The organism is Micromonospora sp., assembly GCF_048594385.1.
Classification (GTDB): Bacteria; Actinomycetota; Actinomycetes; order Mycobacteriales; family Micromonosporaceae; genus Micromonospora; species Micromonospora wenchangensis.
This window is the reverse complement of the sequence record NZ_JBMDWU010000261.1, coordinates 21,192-38,432: the sequence shown is the minus strand read 5'-3', so window position 1 is coordinate 38,432 and position 17,241 is coordinate 21,192. Positions and strand designations below refer to the sequence as shown.

The 17,241-nt window shown below is 72.5% G+C and carries 13 protein-coding genes; 7 read left to right on the top strand and 6 right to left on the bottom strand.

What is annotated here, in order from left to right; genetic code table 11:
• The 3 genes from ACOJTC_RS13975 to ACOJTC_RS13965 form a co-directional block, all read right to left on the bottom strand.
• The coding region (locus tag ACOJTC_RS13975; RefSeq protein ID WP_420117178.1) for a serine/threonine-protein kinase at positions 1-1,046 on the bottom strand (1,046 nt) is incomplete at its 3' end.
• 139 nt (positions 1,047-1,185) lie between these two features.
• A complete protein-coding gene (locus ACOJTC_RS13970; protein WP_420117174.1) occupies positions 1,186-2,517 on the bottom strand; it encodes a glycosyltransferase family 4 protein in 1,332 nt (443 codons plus the stop codon).
• 142 nt (positions 2,518-2,659) lie between these two features.
• Positions 2,660-4,600 carry an amylo-alpha-1,6-glucosidase gene (locus tag ACOJTC_RS13965; RefSeq protein ID WP_420117173.1) on the bottom strand — a complete coding sequence of 647 codons (1,941 nt, stop codon included), beginning with the start codon at positions 4,598-4,600 and terminating at the stop codon, positions 2,660-2,662.
• Positions 4,601-4,645: 45 nt separating this feature from the next.
• Between ACOJTC_RS13965 and ACOJTC_RS13960 the strand changes: the two genes are divergently transcribed.
• The 3 genes from ACOJTC_RS13960 (at position 4,646) to ACOJTC_RS13950 (ending at position 9,305) form a co-directional block, all read left to right on the top strand.
• Positions 4,646-7,384, top strand: a complete 2,739-nt coding sequence (locus ACOJTC_RS13960; protein WP_420117172.1) for an MGH1-like glycoside hydrolase domain-containing protein — start codon at positions 4,646-4,648, stop codon at positions 7,382-7,384.
• A 54-nt stretch (positions 7,385-7,438) separates the two neighbouring features.
• Positions 7,439-8,158, top strand: a complete 720-nt coding sequence (locus ACOJTC_RS13955) for an HAD family hydrolase (protein WP_420117171.1) — start codon at positions 7,439-7,441, stop codon at positions 8,156-8,158.
• Positions 8,159-8,600: 442 nt separating this feature from the next.
• A complete protein-coding gene (locus tag ACOJTC_RS13950; protein ID WP_420117170.1) occupies positions 8,601-9,305 on the top strand; it encodes a L,D-transpeptidase family protein in 705 nt (234 codons plus the stop codon).
• A 76-nt stretch (positions 9,306-9,381) separates the two neighbouring features.
• On the opposite strand, the gene ACOJTC_RS13945 is transcribed toward ACOJTC_RS13950, so the two are convergent.
• Positions 9,382-9,657: a hypothetical protein gene (locus ACOJTC_RS13945; protein WP_204926184.1), complete on the bottom strand. Its 276-nt coding sequence runs from the start codon at positions 9,655-9,657 to the stop codon at positions 9,382-9,384.
• A gap of 47 nt (positions 9,658-9,704) precedes the next feature.
• Entirely contained in the window at positions 9,705-10,136 is a 432-nt protein-coding gene (locus tag ACOJTC_RS13940) for a hypothetical protein (RefSeq protein ID WP_204926243.1), read from the bottom strand.
• Positions 10,137-10,998: 862 nt separating this feature from the next.
• On the opposite strand from ACOJTC_RS13940, the gene ACOJTC_RS13935 reads away from it, so the two are divergent.
• Genes ACOJTC_RS13935 through ACOJTC_RS13920 form a run of 4 tightly spaced genes read left to right on the top strand, consistent with a single transcriptional unit; the run spans position 10,999 to position 15,234 of the window.
• Positions 10,999-12,288 (top strand): ABC transporter substrate-binding protein, encoded by a 1,290-nt coding sequence (locus ACOJTC_RS13935; RefSeq protein WP_420117169.1) that lies wholly within the window; start codon positions 10,999-11,001, stop codon positions 12,286-12,288.
• Positions 12,285-13,184, top strand: a complete 900-nt coding sequence (locus ACOJTC_RS13930; RefSeq protein ID WP_088647563.1) for a carbohydrate ABC transporter permease — start codon at positions 12,285-12,287, stop codon at positions 13,182-13,184. The genes ACOJTC_RS13935 and ACOJTC_RS13930 overlap by 4 nt, the downstream gene beginning before the upstream one ends.
• Before the next feature lies 1 nt (position 13,185).
• Complete coding sequence (locus tag ACOJTC_RS13925; RefSeq protein ID WP_420117168.1) at positions 13,186-14,019, top strand: carbohydrate ABC transporter permease; 834 nt, start codon at positions 13,186-13,188, stop codon at positions 14,017-14,019.
• Between the two features lie 9 nt (positions 14,020-14,028).
• Positions 14,029-15,234, top strand: a complete 1,206-nt coding sequence (locus ACOJTC_RS13920) for an ABC transporter ATP-binding protein (RefSeq protein ID WP_420117167.1) — start codon at positions 14,029-14,031, stop codon at positions 15,232-15,234.
• Between the two features lie 756 nt (positions 15,235-15,990).
• On the opposite strand, the gene ACOJTC_RS13915 is transcribed toward ACOJTC_RS13920, so the two are convergent.
• Positions 15,991-17,109 carry a winged helix DNA-binding domain-containing protein gene (locus ACOJTC_RS13915; protein WP_420117177.1) on the bottom strand — a complete coding sequence of 373 codons (1,119 nt, stop codon included), beginning with the start codon at positions 17,107-17,109 and terminating at the stop codon, positions 15,991-15,993.
• Positions 17,110-17,241 lie beyond the last annotated feature (132 nt).

Below are 17,241 nucleotides of genomic sequence, written 5' to 3'. Positions count from 1 at the left end.
GCCGGCTCCCGGCCGGGGCCGCCGGGCCCGGCGGGCCCGGGAGCGCCCCCCACCAGCGGGTGACCGGTCGGCTCGGGGCCGGGGGAACCGGAGGACGTGGGGGAGACGGGCCGGTCGGCCGCGTCGGCGGCGGCCCGGCGGCCCGGTGGTCCCCAGTCCCGCTCGGCGTCGAGGTCCGCGCGGGTACGCGGGGGCGTCGGCGGGTCGCCCGTGCCGGGCGGCGGGGTCGGTCGGGCCACGCCCATCGGACGGGGGACGGGCAGCACCACCGTGGGCGGCTCGGGCCGGGGCGTCGCCCGGGTCACCTCCTCCAGACGGCGGGCGGCCTCGTCGTGGCGGATCCGGTGCCGGGGGTCGCGGACCAGCAGCCCGTCGAGCACCGGACGCAGCGGCCCGGCGTGCGGGGCCGGGTCCGGTGGGGAGGTGGCCAGGGCGGCCAGGGTGGCCATCGCGGTGCTGCGGGCGTACGGGGAGCGGCCCTCGACGGCGGCGTGCAGGGTGGCGCCGAGCGACCACAGGTCGGCCTCCACGCTGGACACCCCGTCGGCGGCGCGTTCGGGGGCGACGAACTGCGGGGAACCGAGCACCATCCCGGGGCGGGTCATCAGCCCGTCACCGCCGTCGAAGGTGGCCAGCCCGAAGTCGGTGAGCATCACCCGCCCGTCGTCGGCGACCAGGACGTTCTGCGGTTTCACGTCGCGGTGCAGCACCCCGGCGGAGTGCGCGGCGCGTAACGCGGACAGCAGCGCCAGCCCGACCTCGGCGGCGCGGACCGGGTCGACCGGGCCGGTGGTGTCCAGCACCGTCTGCAACGACCGGGACAGGACGTACTCCATCACGATCCACGGCCGTTCCTCGACCTGCACCACGTCGTAGACCCGGACCACGTTGGGGTGGTTGAGCCGGGCCGCGGTACGGGCCTCGCGCAGCGTCCGCAGCCGCACCTCGTCGCGTTCGTCGTCGGCCAGCCAGGCGGGGGGCACCACCTCCTTGACCGCCACCTCGCGGTGCAACACCTCGTCGCGCGCCAGCCAGACCCGGCCCATGCCACCCCGGCCCACCAAGTTCAACAGGCGGTACCGGCCGGCGATCACTACCTGCTGCACCGTTCTCCTCACCATCGGCCGAGGTACACCGTAGCCAATGGATCGGGGCGGACCTATCGGTTGTCAGGTCTCGATCCGGTCAGCAGGCCGCGCCGTCCCATTGCAGCAGGTTGCCCTCGGGGATGGTGATCCGTTGCCGACCACCGGCGAGCAGGCCCGCCGCCCGCCGGGCCTGGAAACCGTCGTGGTCGCGGCGGGCGGTGGCGTAGCTGCCCGCGGTACGCGCGGCGATGGCCGCCCAGCCGTACCGCTCGCCGACCATGGTGCGGGCCCGCCGGGCCACCCGACGGGCGAAGACCTCGTCGCCGACGAGCCGGTCGACCGCCCCGGCCAGCGCGCCCGGGTCGCTGTGCGGGAAGGTCACCCCGGTGACCCCGGGTTCGACGATCTCGGCCAGCCCGCCGGTGCTCGCCACGGCCAGCGGCGCGCCGGCCGCCGCCGCCTCCAGGGCGATCATGCCGAACGGCTCGTAGAGGCTCGGTACGACCGTCGCGTCGGTGGCGGCGAGCAACGCCGGGAGCTGCCCGGCGTCGAGGAAACCGGTGAACCGGACGCTGTCGCCGACGTGCAGCCGGCGTACCTGGTCGACCAGCTCGTCCCTGTACGGGCCGTCCCCGGCGATCACCACCCGCAGCCCCGGGTGCCGGTCGCGCAGGTGGGGCACGGCGTCGACGAGGTGCTGCACGCCCTTCTCGTAGACCAGCCGACCGGCGTAGCCGACCAGCGGGCCGTCCCCGGCGAACCGGGCGCGGGCCGAGGCGACCGCCCGGGGCCGGGCCCGGAACGCCCGGTCGTCGACCCCGTTGGGCACCACGTCGACCCGCCCGGCCGGTACGTCGAACAGCCGGCTGACCTGGGCTCGCATGTAGCCGGAACAGGCGATCACCCGGGCCGAGGCGTTGCTGAGCCAGTGCTCGACGCCGTGGATGGTGCGGCTGAGTTCCCCGGGCAGCCAGCCCTGGTGCCGGCCGGCCTCGGTGGCGTGGATGGTGGTGACCAGCGGCAGGTCGAGGTGTTCGGCCAGGGTGACGGCGGTGTGCCCGACCAGCCAGTCGTGGGCGTGCACGACGTCGTAGTCGGCGGTGTCGGCGGCCCGCAGGGCGGTCCGGGTCAGGGTGTGGTTGAACGCCATCGTCCAGGCCAGCAGGGAGCCGGTGGCCAGCGGGAAGGTCACCGGGTCCTCGGGGGCGCGCAGGACGCGTACGCCGTCGGCGTACTCCTCCAGCGGCGCCCCCTCGGCGTGCCGGGTGACCACGGTGACCTCGTGCCCGGCGGCGGCCAGGGCGGTGGCCAGCGCGTGCACGTGCCGGCCGAGGCCGCCGACCAGTACCGGCGGGTACTCCCAGGACAGCATGAGCACCCGCTGGTGCCGGGCGGGGTGGATGTCGATCACGTCGGCGTCCGGTGACATGCGGCCCCCTTCGGGTGGTGTCCTGGGCGCGCGACGGTAGGACACCATGAGGGTGTCCGTGTGCGGCCCGGGGTCGGGGCCCATCCTGCCGACTACTGGATAACCAGCGGAGACGCCACCGTTGCCGGTGTGTAACGGGTACCTATCGGGCCCGTCGGACGCGCAGCAGCTCGGCCACCGACCACGCCTGGAACGGGCATCCGGTGGCGGCGTGCGGGGCGGTGGCGTCCGCCGTCTCGCTCACCGAGCCCAGGCCGAATTCCCCCAGATGTCCGACCAGACCGACCAGCAGGTCGTCGGTGGGCAGCCCGGCCTTCCGGTACGCCTCGACGAACGGCCCGACCAGCCACGGCCAGACCGTGCCCTGGTGGTAGGCGCCGTCCCGCTCCGCCGGGCCCCCCCGGTGCCGGGGCGCGAACTCCGGCGCGTCGGGGGCGAGGCTACGCGGCCCCAGCGGGGTGAACAGCCCGGCCGCCACCCGACGCAGCGCCACCGGGTCCGGCTCCAACGGCGCGTACGGCAGCGACCAGGCGAGCAGCTGGTTGGGGCGCAGCAGGTCGTCGTCGTGGTGCGCCGCCCCACCCAGCGGGTACGCCGGGGCGGGCGCGTCCACCACGTCGTGCAGCCAGCCCGCCGGGGTGGGGAACCGCTTGCCGAACGACTCCCGGGCCCGGTCGTGCAGCCGCCACAGCTCGTCCGGGTCCTGCCCGGCCAGCTCGGTCAGCTCCGCCAACCCGGCCAACCCGTTGATCCACAACGCGTTCACCTCGACCGGCTTGCCGACCCGGGGGGTCACCGGCACCCCGTACACCCGGGCGTCCATCCAGGTCAGCGCGGTGCCCGGGGTGCCGCCCTGGGTGATCAGCCCGTCGTCCGGGTCGACGGCGATGCCGTACCGGGTACCGGCCAGGTGCGCCCGCACCACCCCGTGCAGCGCCGGCAGCAGCTCGTCGCCCAGGTCGGTGTCGCCGGTGACGGTGACGTGCCGGCCCACCGCGTGCAGGTACCACAGCGTCGCGTCGACCGTGTTGTACTCCACCCGACCGGTGTCGGCGGTGTTCGCCAGCATCCCCTCCGACAGCGTCGCCGCGTACGCCCGCAGCAGCTCCCGCCCCTCGTCGGCCCGCCCGGTGCACAGGAACAACCCCTCGTACGAGGTCATCGTGTCCCGCGACCAGGCGCCGAACCAGGGGTACCCGGCCACCACGTCCGGCCCGGCGGGGGTACGCACCACGAACGCGTCGGCGGCCAGCGCCAGGGTCGCGTCCACCGCGTCGGCCGGCTTCGCCGCCGCCACCACCGCCCGGTGCCGCTGCCGGGCCGCCGCCACCACCTGCGTCGCCGGGGGCGGCTCCTCGGCCAGGTCACCGGCCCAGGCCAGCACCGACACGGTGTCCCCGGGGCGCTCCAGCGCGCCGGAGAACCGCCCGGCGCACCACAGGTCCTCGTCGGGGTGCAGCCCCCGGGCGGCCTCCTCGCGGTGGTGCACGCCCAGCCACCACTGCCCCTCGGGCGTCCAGTCCGGGCCGGCGAGGCGGAACGCGCCCTCGACCACCGCGCCGCCGTCGGCCGGCTCCACCCGGGGCGTGGGGCCGTCGGCCCGCCGCTCGCCGTGCGCGTCACGCCAGGTGCAGGCGGCCGAGAGGTCCAGCCGGACCGGGCCGCCGGCCACCAGCCGGTGCACCACCGCCACCGCGGACCGGCCGTGGGTCATGGCCAGCTCCCGCTCGATCACCACGTCGCCGATCCGCCACCGCCAGCGCGGCAGCCCGTCGACCAGGTCGAACCGTTCCAGGTATTCGTAGCCGCGCGGGTCGACCACCCCGGAGTTCCACTCGTGCGCGCCGAGCCGCACCCGGGCCCCGGACGGCAGGACCACCGCCGGGTCCAGGCTGACCAGTCCCACCCGGCGGGCGGCCGGAGTTTCCCCGGCGACCACCAGCAGAGCGTGGTAGCGGCGGGTCCGCAGCCCGCTCACCGTGCCCATGGCGTACCCGCCGAGACCGTCGGTGACCAGCCATTCCCGGGTCGCCCCGTCGGCCAGTTCACCGCAGACCCCCGGCCCGAAACCGAACTCGATCAACTTCTTTCCTCCTGTGGCGGCGAGGTGTAACACGCCACGACGACAATGGCCGCTGTGGTCAAGTACCCCGGCGGCGTCGAAAATGTGCAGGTGTTCACCGACAGATCGCCCTCCGACGCCCCGTCCCCCGACGCCGAGCGGCTCCGGCTCGCCCAGGCCGATGCCGGGGAGCAGGACTGGCGCGCATGGGGTCCCTATCTGTCCGAGCGGGCGTGGGGGACGGTACGGGAGGACTACAGCGAGCACGGCACGGCGTGGGACTACTTCCCCCACGACCACGCGCGGTCCAGAGCCTACCGGTGGAACGAGGACGGCATGGCGGGCGTCTGCGACGACCGGCAGACGTTCTGCTTCGCGCTGGCGCTGTGGAACGGGGTGGACCCGATCCTCAAGGAGCGGATGTTCGGCCTCGGCGGCGACGGCGGCAACCACGGCGAGGACGCCAAGGAATACTGGTGGTACCTCGACAGCACCCCCACCCACTCGTGGATGCGCTGGCGCTACCACTACCCGCAGGCCGCCTTCCCGTACGACGAGCTGGTCGCCGTCAACGCCCTGCGCGGCCGGGACGAGAACGAGTACGAGCTGGTCGACACCGGCATCTTCGACGACGACAGGTACTGGGCGGTCACCGTCGACTACGCCAAGGCGTCCCCGACCGACCTGTGCATCCTGGTCACCGTCGCCAACCGGGCCGACGAGGCGGCCACCCTGCACGTGCTGCCCACGCTGTGGTTCCGCAACACCTGGGCCTGGGGCCCGCCCGGCGCCGACCGGGTGCCCCGGCTGACCGGTGACGGCGCCCGGCTGGTCGGCGAGCACTGGGTGCTGGGGCAGCTCCTGCTGGAGGGCGACGGCGAGCCGGTCCCGCTGCTCTGCGACAACGACACCAACGCCGAGCGGCTGTGGGGGCTGGCCGGCCGCTCGCCGTACCCGAAGGACGGGATCAACGACCACGTGGTGGCCGGCGCCGCCACCGTCAACCCGGACCGGGAGGGGACCAAGGGCGCCCTGCACTACGTGCTGGAGGTGCCGGCCGGCGGGCAGCGGCAGATCCGGTTGCGGCTGACCCGCACCGCCCCGCCGCCCGGGGCCGTCGCGCCGCCCCCGGCGGAGCTGGGCGCGGGGTTCGACGCGGTGGTGTGGGCCCGCCGGGCCGAGGCGAACCGGTTCTTCGCCGGGGTGATCCCGGCGGCGGCCAGTGCCGACGAGGCGCTGGTCGCCCGGCAGGCGATCGCCGGGCTGATGTGGGGCAAGCAGTTCTACCACTTCGACGTCAAACGGTGGCTGGAGGGTGATCCGGGGTCGACGCCGCCGGCCGGCCGCCGGCACGGGCGCAACAGCGCCTGGTGGCACATGACCAGCTTCGACGTGATCTCCATGCCGGACCCGTGGGAATATCCCTGGTACGCCGCCTGGGACCTGGCCTTCCACTGCGTCACCATCGCCCGGGTCGATCCGGGCTTCGCCAAGGCGCAGGTGCTGCTCCTGCTCCGCGAGTGGTACCTGCACCCCAACGGCCAGATCCCGGCGTACGAGTGGGCGTTCGGTGACGTGAACCCGCCGGTGCACGCCTGGGCGGCGTTGAAGGTGTTCGAGATCGACGGCGGGCGCGACCACGAGTTCCTCGCCCGGGTGATGCACAAGCTGCTGCTGAACTTCACCTGGTGGGTCAACCGCAAGGACACCGGCGGCAACAACCTGTTCGAGGGCGGTTTCCTCGGGCTGGACAACGTCGGCCCGTTCGACCGTTCGGCGGCGCTGCCGGTGGCCGGGGTGCTGGAGCAGTCCGACGGCACCGGCTGGATGGCGATGTACGCCCTCAACCTGCTGGACATGGCGATCGTGCTGGCCGAGCACGACCGGGCGTACGTGGACACCGCGACGAAGTTCTTCGAACACTTCGCGTACATCGCCGCCGCCGGCTACTCGCAGGGGCTGTGGGACGCCGAGGACGCGTTCTTCTACGACGTGCTGCGCCTCGCCGACGGCACCCAGGTGCCGTTGAAGGTCCGCTCGGTGGTGGGGCTGCTGCCGTTGGCGGCCACCACCCGGCTGAGCGCGCGGACCCTGCAACGCCTGCCCGAGCTGGGTGCCCGGCTGCGCTGGTTCCTCAGCCAACGTCCCGAGTACGCCGACGTGATCGGGGCCCGCCGGCTCGGCCCGGACGGCCGCCAGCAGCGGCTGCTGTCGATGGTCGGCCCGGAGCAGGTGGTCCGGCTGCTGGCCCGGATGCTCGACCCCGACGAGTTCCTCTCCGACTACGGCCTGCGCACGCTCAGCCGGGCCCACCTGGACAAGCCGTTCGCGGTCGACCTGGGCGGGCAGGAGTTCTGCGTCGGCTACGAGCCGGCCGAGTCGACGAGCGGGTTGTTCGGCGGCAACTCCAACTGGCGCGGCCCGATCTGGATGCCGACGAACTTCCTGCTGATCAGCGCGTTGCGCGACTACGCGGCGTTCTTCGGCGACGACCTCCAGGTGGAGTACCCGACCCGGTCGGGACGCAAGTGCACCCTGGACGAGATCGCCGACGACCTGTCCGCCCGGCTGATCGCCCTGTTCACCCGGGACGACTGGGGTCGCCGACCGATCTACGGCGCGTGTCAGCTCTTCCAGACCCATCCCGACTGGCGGGATCTGATCGCGTTCCCCGAGTACTTCCACGGCGACAACGGCGCGGGCCTCGGGGCCTGGCACCAGACCGGCTGGACCGCGCTGGTGGCCGACCTGATCCTGACCCTGCGCCGGGACAACCCGGATGTGCCGGGCGGGTCGGGCCGCTAGCGTGTCCGTCGGCCGCCGCCGTCCGGGCGGGGCGATCGGTCGGGAGGGGATCGGATGAGTGCGGGTGCGACCGGAACGGCCCCCGGGGCGGGCGCGACGACGTTGATCTTCGACGCCGACGACACGCTCTGGGAGAACAACGTCCTGTTCGAGCGGGTGATCGACGACTTCCTGGACTGGCTCGACCACCCGACGCTCGACCGGGCCCAGATCCGAACCGTGCTCGACGACATCGAGCGGGCCAACGCGGTGGCCCACGGCTACGGCAGCAAGGTTTTCCTGCGCAGCCTCGGCGAGTGCCTGGAGCGGCTGCGGGAGCGACCGGCCACCGACCGGGAACGCGCGGACATCGACGGGTTGGCCACCGCGCTGGTCAACCACGAGGTCGAGCTGATGCCCGGGGTCGCCGACACCCTCGACGCCCTGGCCACCCGCTACGACCTGCTGCTGCTGACCAAGGGGGACCGGGTGGAGCAGCAGCGCAAGCTGGACGCCTGCGGCCTGCTGCACCACTTCGCGGCAGCGCACATCGTGCCCGAGAAGGACACCGGCACCTACCGGTGGCTGGCCCGGGAGCACGGCTTCGCGCCGGCCGACGCCTGGATGATCGGCAACTCCCCGAAGTCGGACATCCTGCCGGCGCGGGCGGCGGGGATGCGGGCGGTGTTCATCCCCAACGAGAACACCTGGGTGCTGGAGGACGACGACCTCGACCCGGCCGACACCGGGGTGATCCGGCTGGCCGCCTTCCCCGATCTGCTCGCCCACTTCTGAGAGCCAACAGCGTCCGGCCGGCTGACCGTGTCACGTCGGGATGCCGCAATTGCGCCTCGGCGGCAATCACCTCCGTGACCCCGTCGGCCTGCTTGCCCGGTCATCCGGCGGCTGCCTAACCTGGGCCGGCGTTCACGACCGATCGGGGTGGTCGGGAACGCGCCGAAGTCCGGCACCGGGGCACCGGGGAGCTGAGTGCTGGCGGGCCTGGTCCGCGTGCCGGGCCCGACGGGACCGGCCTGACCCGACCGTCGCGCCCGCACCGGCGTGCACCGCTGCCGGGCCGGACGGCTGGCGGTCAGGGTCGGGGAGTTGCGGACCCGACCCTGACCCACCGATCCGCGCACCGACACCGCTGCGGCCCCTCGGCGACGCTCGCGCGGCAGCCCGCCCCGGGACGGTGGGGCGTCGGAAACCCGTCAGTGGTGCGATCATGGGCGGAATGCGGACCACACCCGGGACGGACGGGCGCGACACGGACCCGGCGGCGGGCCGGGGGCGGCCGGTCCCGCCACCGAACCGGGCCTCCCGGTTGACCACCCTGCCCGCCGCGACCCGGCAGGTCGTCATCGTCACCGGCAGCGGCTATTCGACCACCCACGCCACCCTGGAGACGTTCCACCGGGCGGGCGGCCACTGGGTTCCGGTCTCCGCCCCGCTGCCCGCCCGGGTGGGCGCGAAGGGCTTCAGCGACCACCACACCGAGGGGGTGGCGACCACCCCGACCGGCGTGTACGCGTTCGGCCCCACCATGTACGGCATCGCCGCCGACCCGGGCGTACGTTTCCCGTACCACCGGGTGGTCACGAACGACTGGTGGAACGAGAACCCCGACTCGGCTGCCTACAACACGTTCCAGCACAGCACCACGAACCCGGGCGGCTACAGCGAGGCGCTGTGGCGGGAGGTGCCGGCGTACACCCACCTCGCGGTGATCACCTACAACATGCCGCCGACCGTGCCGAAGCCGGTGCCGGACGCGGGCAGCGGCATCTTCCTGCACGAGTTCAGCACCCCCGCCGGCAGCCCGACCGCCGGCTGCGTCAGCCTGTCCCACGCCGACCTGGTGTCGGTGCTGCGCTGGCTGGACCCGCGGTACGCGCCGCGCATCGTGATCTGCCCGGCGGCCAACCTCGGCCGCTACTGACCGACCGGGCTCCAGTTCCGGCCGGGGCGGACGTCCGGGTGGTGGCGGGGCCGGCGGACGCCGACCCCGCCGGGGTTCAGGAGATCTCGTTGCGGACGATCGCCACCGCGACCCGGCAGAACTCGTCCATGTCGGGGCGGAAGCCGGCGGCGATGTCCGGGTGCAGCCCGGAACGGGTCTCGTCGAGCAGTTGTTGACAGACCTGCTCGACCGGTTCGCCCGCGTAGCTGGCGCGGACCCGGTCGGTGGCGGCCTGCAGCGCCGAGGTCAGCTGATCCTCCAGCGGGCCGCGCAGCTTCTGCTGCACCGGGTCGAGCCCGCGCGGGTCGAGCGTGACATGTGGCTCCGACATCGGTGCTCCCTTCGTCGGCGTCCGCGGTACCCCACCGCGGACGTCGGTCAAACCACGGTGGGCGCGGCGGCCACCCGGACCTGGTACGAGAGGTTCTCCGCCGGTTCCTCCCGGTACGACAACCGGCGGATCTGCCGGTCGTCGGCGTAGAGCGCGACGTCGACCAGGACCCCGAGGTGGGCCAACCCGATGTTGGCCACCCGCTTCTTGTCCTGGAGCACCGCGCACACCCCGCCCAGCAGCGTGCTGGCGTCGGAGGTGCGGTGCCCGGGTGGACACCGCAGGATCAGGTCGACCTCGACCGGCCCGGCCAACGGCGTCCAGCCGGTCTGCTGGGCCGCGGCGCAGGCCGCCTCGAGCAGGGCGCGTACCCTCGTCGCCTGCCGATGGCCGGCGGCGAAGATGGACAGCGCCTCGGTTTTCACCGGTGGCAGGCCGCTCACCTCGAACGTCAGGGCGAGAGCGCGGGTGTCCTGCACCACGGGGCACCTCCTCGTTGAGGACGATCCTGCCCGGACCGGTGGGCGCGCAGTGGGAGTTCGCGGGAGAACCCTCCGAACGGGCAGGCTGATGTCGGCCGGAGGCGTATCGACTACGACGGCGACGCGCTGGCTTGGTGGAGTGAGTGCGTCAACGCTAGTGCACCCGGCACGCCCGGGGACAGCCCACCGCGCCCGCCATCCGGACAGTCGTCGACAGCCGACGGGACGCGCGACGCCCGCCGGGAGGCGCGCTGCGCGTCGGGACGCGGGCGACCCGGTTGATCGACTCCTTGGGGCCGATGTTGCGGTGTCCGTCGCACCTTGATACCGCTGTACCGCCCCAACCAAGTCGATCTTGCCAACCGGGCGATGCGGCCCGGGGCGGGGCGGGGCGACCGGGGCTCCGTCCAGGCCGTACGGTCGAAGTGGAGGGTGCGGCCCTTGCAGTCCCTGGTGTCGCGCACCAGCACCCGGCCGGCCAGGTGTTCCGCACGCCCTCCCACGTTCTGGCCGTCGCCCAACTGCCCCCCGGGCACCCGCCGGCCCGGATGACCGGACGTCTCCTGTCCTGGACGAGAGTCCGCCGCTGAACCGGACGCCCGGCTTCGAACCGGACCGATCCGGCACGAACGGCGCAGGCTGGCCCGAACGGCGCGAGCCGTGCCCCTGCCGGTGCGGGTCGACTCAGCCGGTCCGGACTCCGGTTACCGACAGGTTTCACGACTTCGCAGGTCGGGCAGTGTAGGCCCACGGAACGGCCGGGGCGGCGCGTTTCCGCACTTCACCGGCCCGGTAACGGCTTGCCGTGCACCGGGGCACGGGTGACCTCCCCGGTTTTCGCCAAAGGAGGGGAGGGGCGATGACGGATCCCGGAACGGCCCGACACCGGCGTCGGCCGGCGCTCCGGGCCGGGGCGGCCGCCGCCGCGCTGGCGCTGGTCGCGCCGCTGGCCGCGTGCGGTGCCGACGACGGTGGCGGTGGTACGCCCACGATCAACCTGTACTACCCGCCCGAGCAGAACCTGCAGAAGGTCGTCGACGACTGCAACACCCGGGCCGAGGGGCGCTACAAGATCGCCTACCGGGTGCTGCCCCGGCAGGCCGACGACCAGCGGGTGCAGCTCGTGCGCCGGCTGGCCGCCGAGGACAGCGGGATGGACGTGCTCGGCCTCGACGTCACCTGGACCCAGGAGTTCGCCAGCGCCAAGTGGATCCGCGAGTGGACCGGCCAGGACAAGAGCGAGGTCGAACAGGGCACCCTCGCCGGCCCGCTGGACACCGCCCGCTACGAGGACAAGCTCTACGGGGCGCCGAAGAACACCAACGTGCAACTGCTCTGGTACCGCAGCGACCTCGTCCCGGAGGCCCCCAAGAGCTGGGACGACATGATCACCGTCGCCAAGGACCTCAAGGGGCAGGGCAAGCCGTACCAGGTGCTCACCATGGGCGCGCAGTACGAGGGCCTGGTGGTGCTCTACAACACCCTGGCCGAGAGCGCCGGCGGCAAGATCCTCAGCGACGACGGCAAGAAGGCCGTGATGGACGAGGGCACGGTGAAGGCCCTCGACCAGCTCCAGCGGTTCGCCACGTCGGGCGTGACGTCTCCGTCGTTCAGCAACTCCACCGAGGATCCGGTCCGGCTGGACTTCCAGTCGGGTAACGGCGCCTTCCAGGTCAACTGGCCCTTCGTCTACCCGGCGTTGCAGGAGGCCGACCCGGAGCTGGCCAAGAAGGTCAAGTGGGCCCGGGTGCCCGGCGTCGACGCGAACACCCCCAGCAAGGTCACCATCGGCGGGGTCAACATGGCGGTCAGCGCCTACTCCAAGCACCCGACGGAGTCCTTCGAGGCGGCGAAGTGCCTCCGGGACGCCAAGAACCAGAAGTTCTCCGCGATCAACGACGGGGTGCCCCCGACCATCGAGGCGGTCTACGACGACCCGGAGATGGACGAGGCGTACCCGATGAAGGCGACCATCCTGGAGGAGTTGAAGGAGCCGGCGGTCCGTCCGCTGACCCCCGCGTACCAGAGCATCTCCACGGTGATGTCGGCGATCCTGTCGCCGCCGTCGGCGATCAGGCCGGAGCAGACCGCCAAGGAGTTGCGCGACGCGATCTCCGACGCCCTGCAGTCCAAGGGGGTCCTGCCGTGAGCCGGCGAGCCCCGTTGAGCGAGAACAAGAAGGCCGAACGAAAGCTGGGCTGGCTGCTCTGCGCCCCGGCCGCGCTGGTCATGGTGCTGGTCACCGCGTACCCGATCATCTATTCGGTCTGGCTGTCGTTGCAGCGCTTCGACCTGCGCTTTCCCGACCAGCGCGAGTTCATCGGGCTGGAGAACTACGTCACCGTGCTCACCAACGAGTTCTGGTGGACCGCGTTCGGGGTGACCATGCTGATCACGGTGGTCACCGTCGCGGTGGAACTGGTGCTCGGCATGGGGCTGGCCCTGGTCATGCACCGCACCCTGGTCGGCCGGGGCATCGTGCGGACCGCCGCGCTCATCCCCTACGGCATCGTCACGGTCGTCGCCGCGTTCTCCTGGCGGTACGCCTGGACGCCCGGCACCGGCTACCTGGCCAACCTCTTCGACGGCAGCGCGCCGCTGACCGAGCGGGCCAGCTCGCTGGCGATCATCATGCTGGCGGAGATCTGGAAGACCACCCCGTTCATGGCCCTGCTGCTGATGGCCGGGCTGGCGCTGGTCCCCGAAGACCTGCTCAAGGCGGCCTCCACCGACGGGGCGACGGCCTGGCAGCGGTTCACCAAGGTGATGCTGCCGGTGATGAAGCCGGCCATCCTCGTCGCGCTGCTGTTCCGCACCCTGGACGCGTTCCGGGTCTTCGACAACATCTTCGTGCTCACCAACGGCGGCAACGAGACCTCGTCGGTGTCGATGCTCGCCTACAACAACCTGATCCGGGGGCTCAACCTCGGCATCGGCTCCACGATGTCCGTGCTGATCTTCATCACGGTGGCGATCATCGCGTTCGTCTTCGTGAAGCTGTTCGGCACCGCTGCCCCGGGCAGCGACGACGGGGAGAGGCGCTGACATGGCCGACACCACCACCCGGGCGAAGCTGCGCTGGGGCCTGATCGACGTCATCGTCGTCGTGTTCGCCCTGGTCCCGGTGCTCTGGATCGCCTCACTGTCGTTCAAGACCCCGGCCACCCTCACCGACGGCAAGTTCTGGCCCCGGGAGTGGACGCTGGACAACTACCGGAGCATCTTCGACACCGACCAGTTCGTCCGCGCCCTGATCAACTCGATCGGCATCGCCCTGATCGCCACGCTCATCGCGGTGGTGCTCGGCGCGATGGCCGCGTACGCGATCAGCCGGTTGGACTTCCCCGGCAAGCGGCTGCTGGTCGGGGTGTCCCTGCTGATCGCGATGTTCCCGCAGGTGTCGCTGGTGTCGCCGCTGTTCGAGATCGAACGGCAGCTCGGCCTCTTCGACACCTGGCCGGGGCTGATCCTGCCGTACATCACCTTCGCGCTGCCGCTGGCGATCTACACGCTGTCGGCGTTCTTCAAGCAGATCCCGTGGGACCTGGAGAAGGCGGCGAAGATGGACGGCGCCACCCAGGGGCAGGCGTTCCGCCGGGTCATCGCCCCGCTTGCCGCGCCGGGGCTGTTCACCACGGCGATCCTGGTCTTCATCTTCTGCTGGAACGACTTCCTGTTCGCCATCACGCTCACCTCCACCGAGCGGGCCCGGACGGTGCCGGTGGCGCTGTCGTTCTTCACCGGCGAGTCGCAGTTCGAGGACCCCACCGGGGCGATCTGCGCCGCCGCCGTGGTGATCACCATTCCGATCATCCTGTTCGTGCTCTTCTTCCAGCGCCGCATCGTCTCCGGTCTGACCTCCGGCGCCGTCAAGGGATAGGTGACAACAATGGCTGACATCGTGCTGGACAAGGTGAGCAAGAGCTTCCCCGACGGCACCGTCGCGGTGCAGGACGTCGACCTGGAGATCGCCGACGGCGAGTTCGTCATCCTGGTCGGCCCGTCCGGCTGCGGGAAGTCCACCACTCTCAACATGATCGCCGGGCTGGAGGACATCAGCTCCGGGGAACTGTGCATCGGCGGGGAACGGGTCAACGACAAGGCGCCCCGCGACCGGGACATCGCGATGGTGTTCCAGTCGTACGCGCTCTACCCGAACATGACCGTCCGGGAGAACATGGCGTTCCCGCTGCGGCTGGCCAAGCTCGACAAGGAGACCATCACCGCCAAGGTCGAGGAGGCGGCGAAGGTGCTGGAGCTGACCCCGCTGCTGGACCGCAAGCCGGCCAACCTCTCCGGCGGGCAGCGGCAGCGGGTGGCGATGGGCCGGGCGATCGTCCGGCAGCCCAAGGCGTTCCTGATGGACGAGCCGCTGTCCAACCTGGACGCCAAGCTGCGGGTGCAGATGCGCACGGTGGTCTCCCGGTTGCAGAAGAAGCTCGGCACCACCACCGTCTACGTGACCCACGACCAGACCGAGGCGATGACCCTCGGCGACCGCGTGGTCATCATGCGGGGTGGCGCGATCCAGCAGGTCGGCCCGCCCCAGGAGCTGTACGACCACCCCCGCAACCTGTTCGTCGCCGGGTTCATCGGCTCGCCGTCGATGAACTTCCTGCACGCCGCCGTGGAAGAGGGGAAGCTGCGCACCGCCCTGGGTGACGTGCCGATCGGCGAGCGCATCCGCCGTGAGCTGGAGGGGGCCGACGCGCCCCGGGAGCTGATCCTGGGCATCCGTCCGGAGCACTTCGAGGACGCCGAGCTGATCGACGACGAGGCGCGGGCCCGGGGCATGGAGTTCACCGCCCCCGCCGAGATCGTCGAGTCGATGGGCTCCGACAAGTACGTCTACTTCACCGTCGAGGGGCAGCGGGCCAGCGCCGCCGAGCTGGAGGAGTTGGCCGCCGACGCGGGGGCCGACTTCAGCGGCGGTGGCGGCAACCTGGTGACCCGGCTGTCGGCCGAGTCGCCGGTGCAGGAGGGCGAGGACCGGCGGGTCTGGTTCAACCTGGAGAAGATCCACCTGTTCGACCCTGCTTCCGGTCGGAACCTGACCCTGCACGAGGGCCGGTCGTCCGGCGCCCTCGGCGACTGACCACCCCCTCACCCCGGATCGGTGGCCGCACGCCCACCCGCCCCCCGGCGGCGTGCGTCCACCGATCCCCCTGCCCCCCTGCCCTGCGGTCCCCGGCATCCGGCCCCTGTGGCCCCCGATCCCTGCGGCCCCCGACCCCTGCGGCTCGCGGTCCTGGCACCCGCAGCTCCGCCGCCCTGGCACCCGCGGATCCGCGTCGCCGCTGCGTCGTGCCTCTCAGGTGTCCGGCGCCCCGCCCGCCCTGCCGGACCCACTCACCCTCCCGTCTTGTCCGCTCCGCCCGTCTGCCCGCTCGTTCGGCAGCCCGTGCCGATCGACACGCACAGTGACATGACACCGAGCGCACCACATCACCTCCGGACACTTTGCTCTGCTGCCTTCGACGCGACGGCTACCCTCCGCGTCTGTCGCGTCCACGGCAGCAGAGCAAAGTGTCCGTGAGAGGTTGGTGTTGGTCGGCGGAGCGTTGTAGCGAAATTGCAGCTCAATGAGGACTTGCCCGCTCCGGCGGGCTGTTGACCCCAGCGGCGGCAGATGATCTGTGATCACTCTCGGTGATATCGGCCCTGATTGCGCAGGGTGACTGCCCGCCCTCGCCCCGGGCGGCGCGGAGCCGGATGCGGCACGCCGCCGTCCTGCGCCAGGCCGGTCGGGTTGTCGGGACCGGGGACCAACGACGCGGCGGGCCGGGGGTGCCGGCGGGGCGGGAGCGCCGGCGGGCCGGGATCGTCGGCTGCCTGAGGGAGTGGGCGGGACCTACCAGGTCAGGTGCAGCGGCAGGCCGAGAAAGCGGGCGTAACCCTCCAGCGCCGCCTCGACCCGCTGCCGGGTCGGCCCGTCCAGCGGGACCAGCGGCTGCACCGTCACGGTGACCCTGGTCCGGGCGAGGCGGCGCTTCCAGGTGCCCACCACCCGGCCGCCGCGCACCACCGTGGACTGGAAGACACCGTTGCCGCCGGGGATCACCGCCTTCAGGTGCGCCGGCTCGACCATCAGGGTGCGGTCCTTGAAGCCGAGCAGATATTCGTCGAAGCCGGGCAGCACGTGCACGTCGTCCACCGGCAGCCGGGGCGCGTCCAGCAGCGCCGGGTCGAGGTACGACTCCACCCCGTCGACCCGGACGGCGGTCAGCGTGCCGGCGTCGGTGGCGACCGCGACGGCCCGTTTCGTGTCGGCGGCGGTCAGCCCCGTCCACCCGGTGAAGTCGCGCCGGGTCGTCGGCCCATGGCTGCGGAAGTACCGCCCGGCCAGGATGCCCAGCGCCTCGTCCCGCTCGGGCCGGTGCGGGTCGGGGACCCACTCGTCGAGCAGCGCGAAGGTCTGCTCGGTGCCCACGTGCGGGGCGATGCAGGTGACGCCCCGCTGGCTGGCATACCAGAGCAGGTGGTAGCCGCGTTGACCGCAGACGTCGACCCCGGCGGCGGTGAGGGCGTCCAGGCACTGCGCGCGGGTCAGCCGGCCGCCGCCGGCCAGCGCCGTGCCGAGCACGTCGGCGGCCCGGTCGGCCTCGGCCTCGGTCAGCCCGAGCGTGGCCCGTCGGGCCGGTGCCCCGGCCAGCGCCCGGACGCCGGTGAGGTCGAGCATCCAGCGGGCGTCCCGGCTGGGCACCAGGTGCACGGTGCCGCGCATCGGCCAGGTGCGCAGCGCCTCGCGGCGTTCCAGGGCGGCCCGGACGTCGGCCTCGGTGTGGCCGGGCAGCCGCAACCCCAGTGACCACAGGCCGCTCGCCGCGTCCTGGGCCTGCATCGCCCCGAACCACTCCACCACGTCGGCGACCCCCGACGGGCGGCCGGCCGGATGCTCCCGCAGGGCCAGCGCGGTCATCCGCAACGTCAACGCCTCGTCGCCGGTCAGCTCCACCACGCCGGTCAGCATAGGAGCAGGTACCGACACCGGGCGGACACCCCCGACCGCGCTACGCCGGTCGTCGAACCGGCGGAGCGCGATCCCCCGTGCAGGTCCCCCCGGGTCACCGGTGGTGACCCCTACCCCCCCGGCATCCGGGCC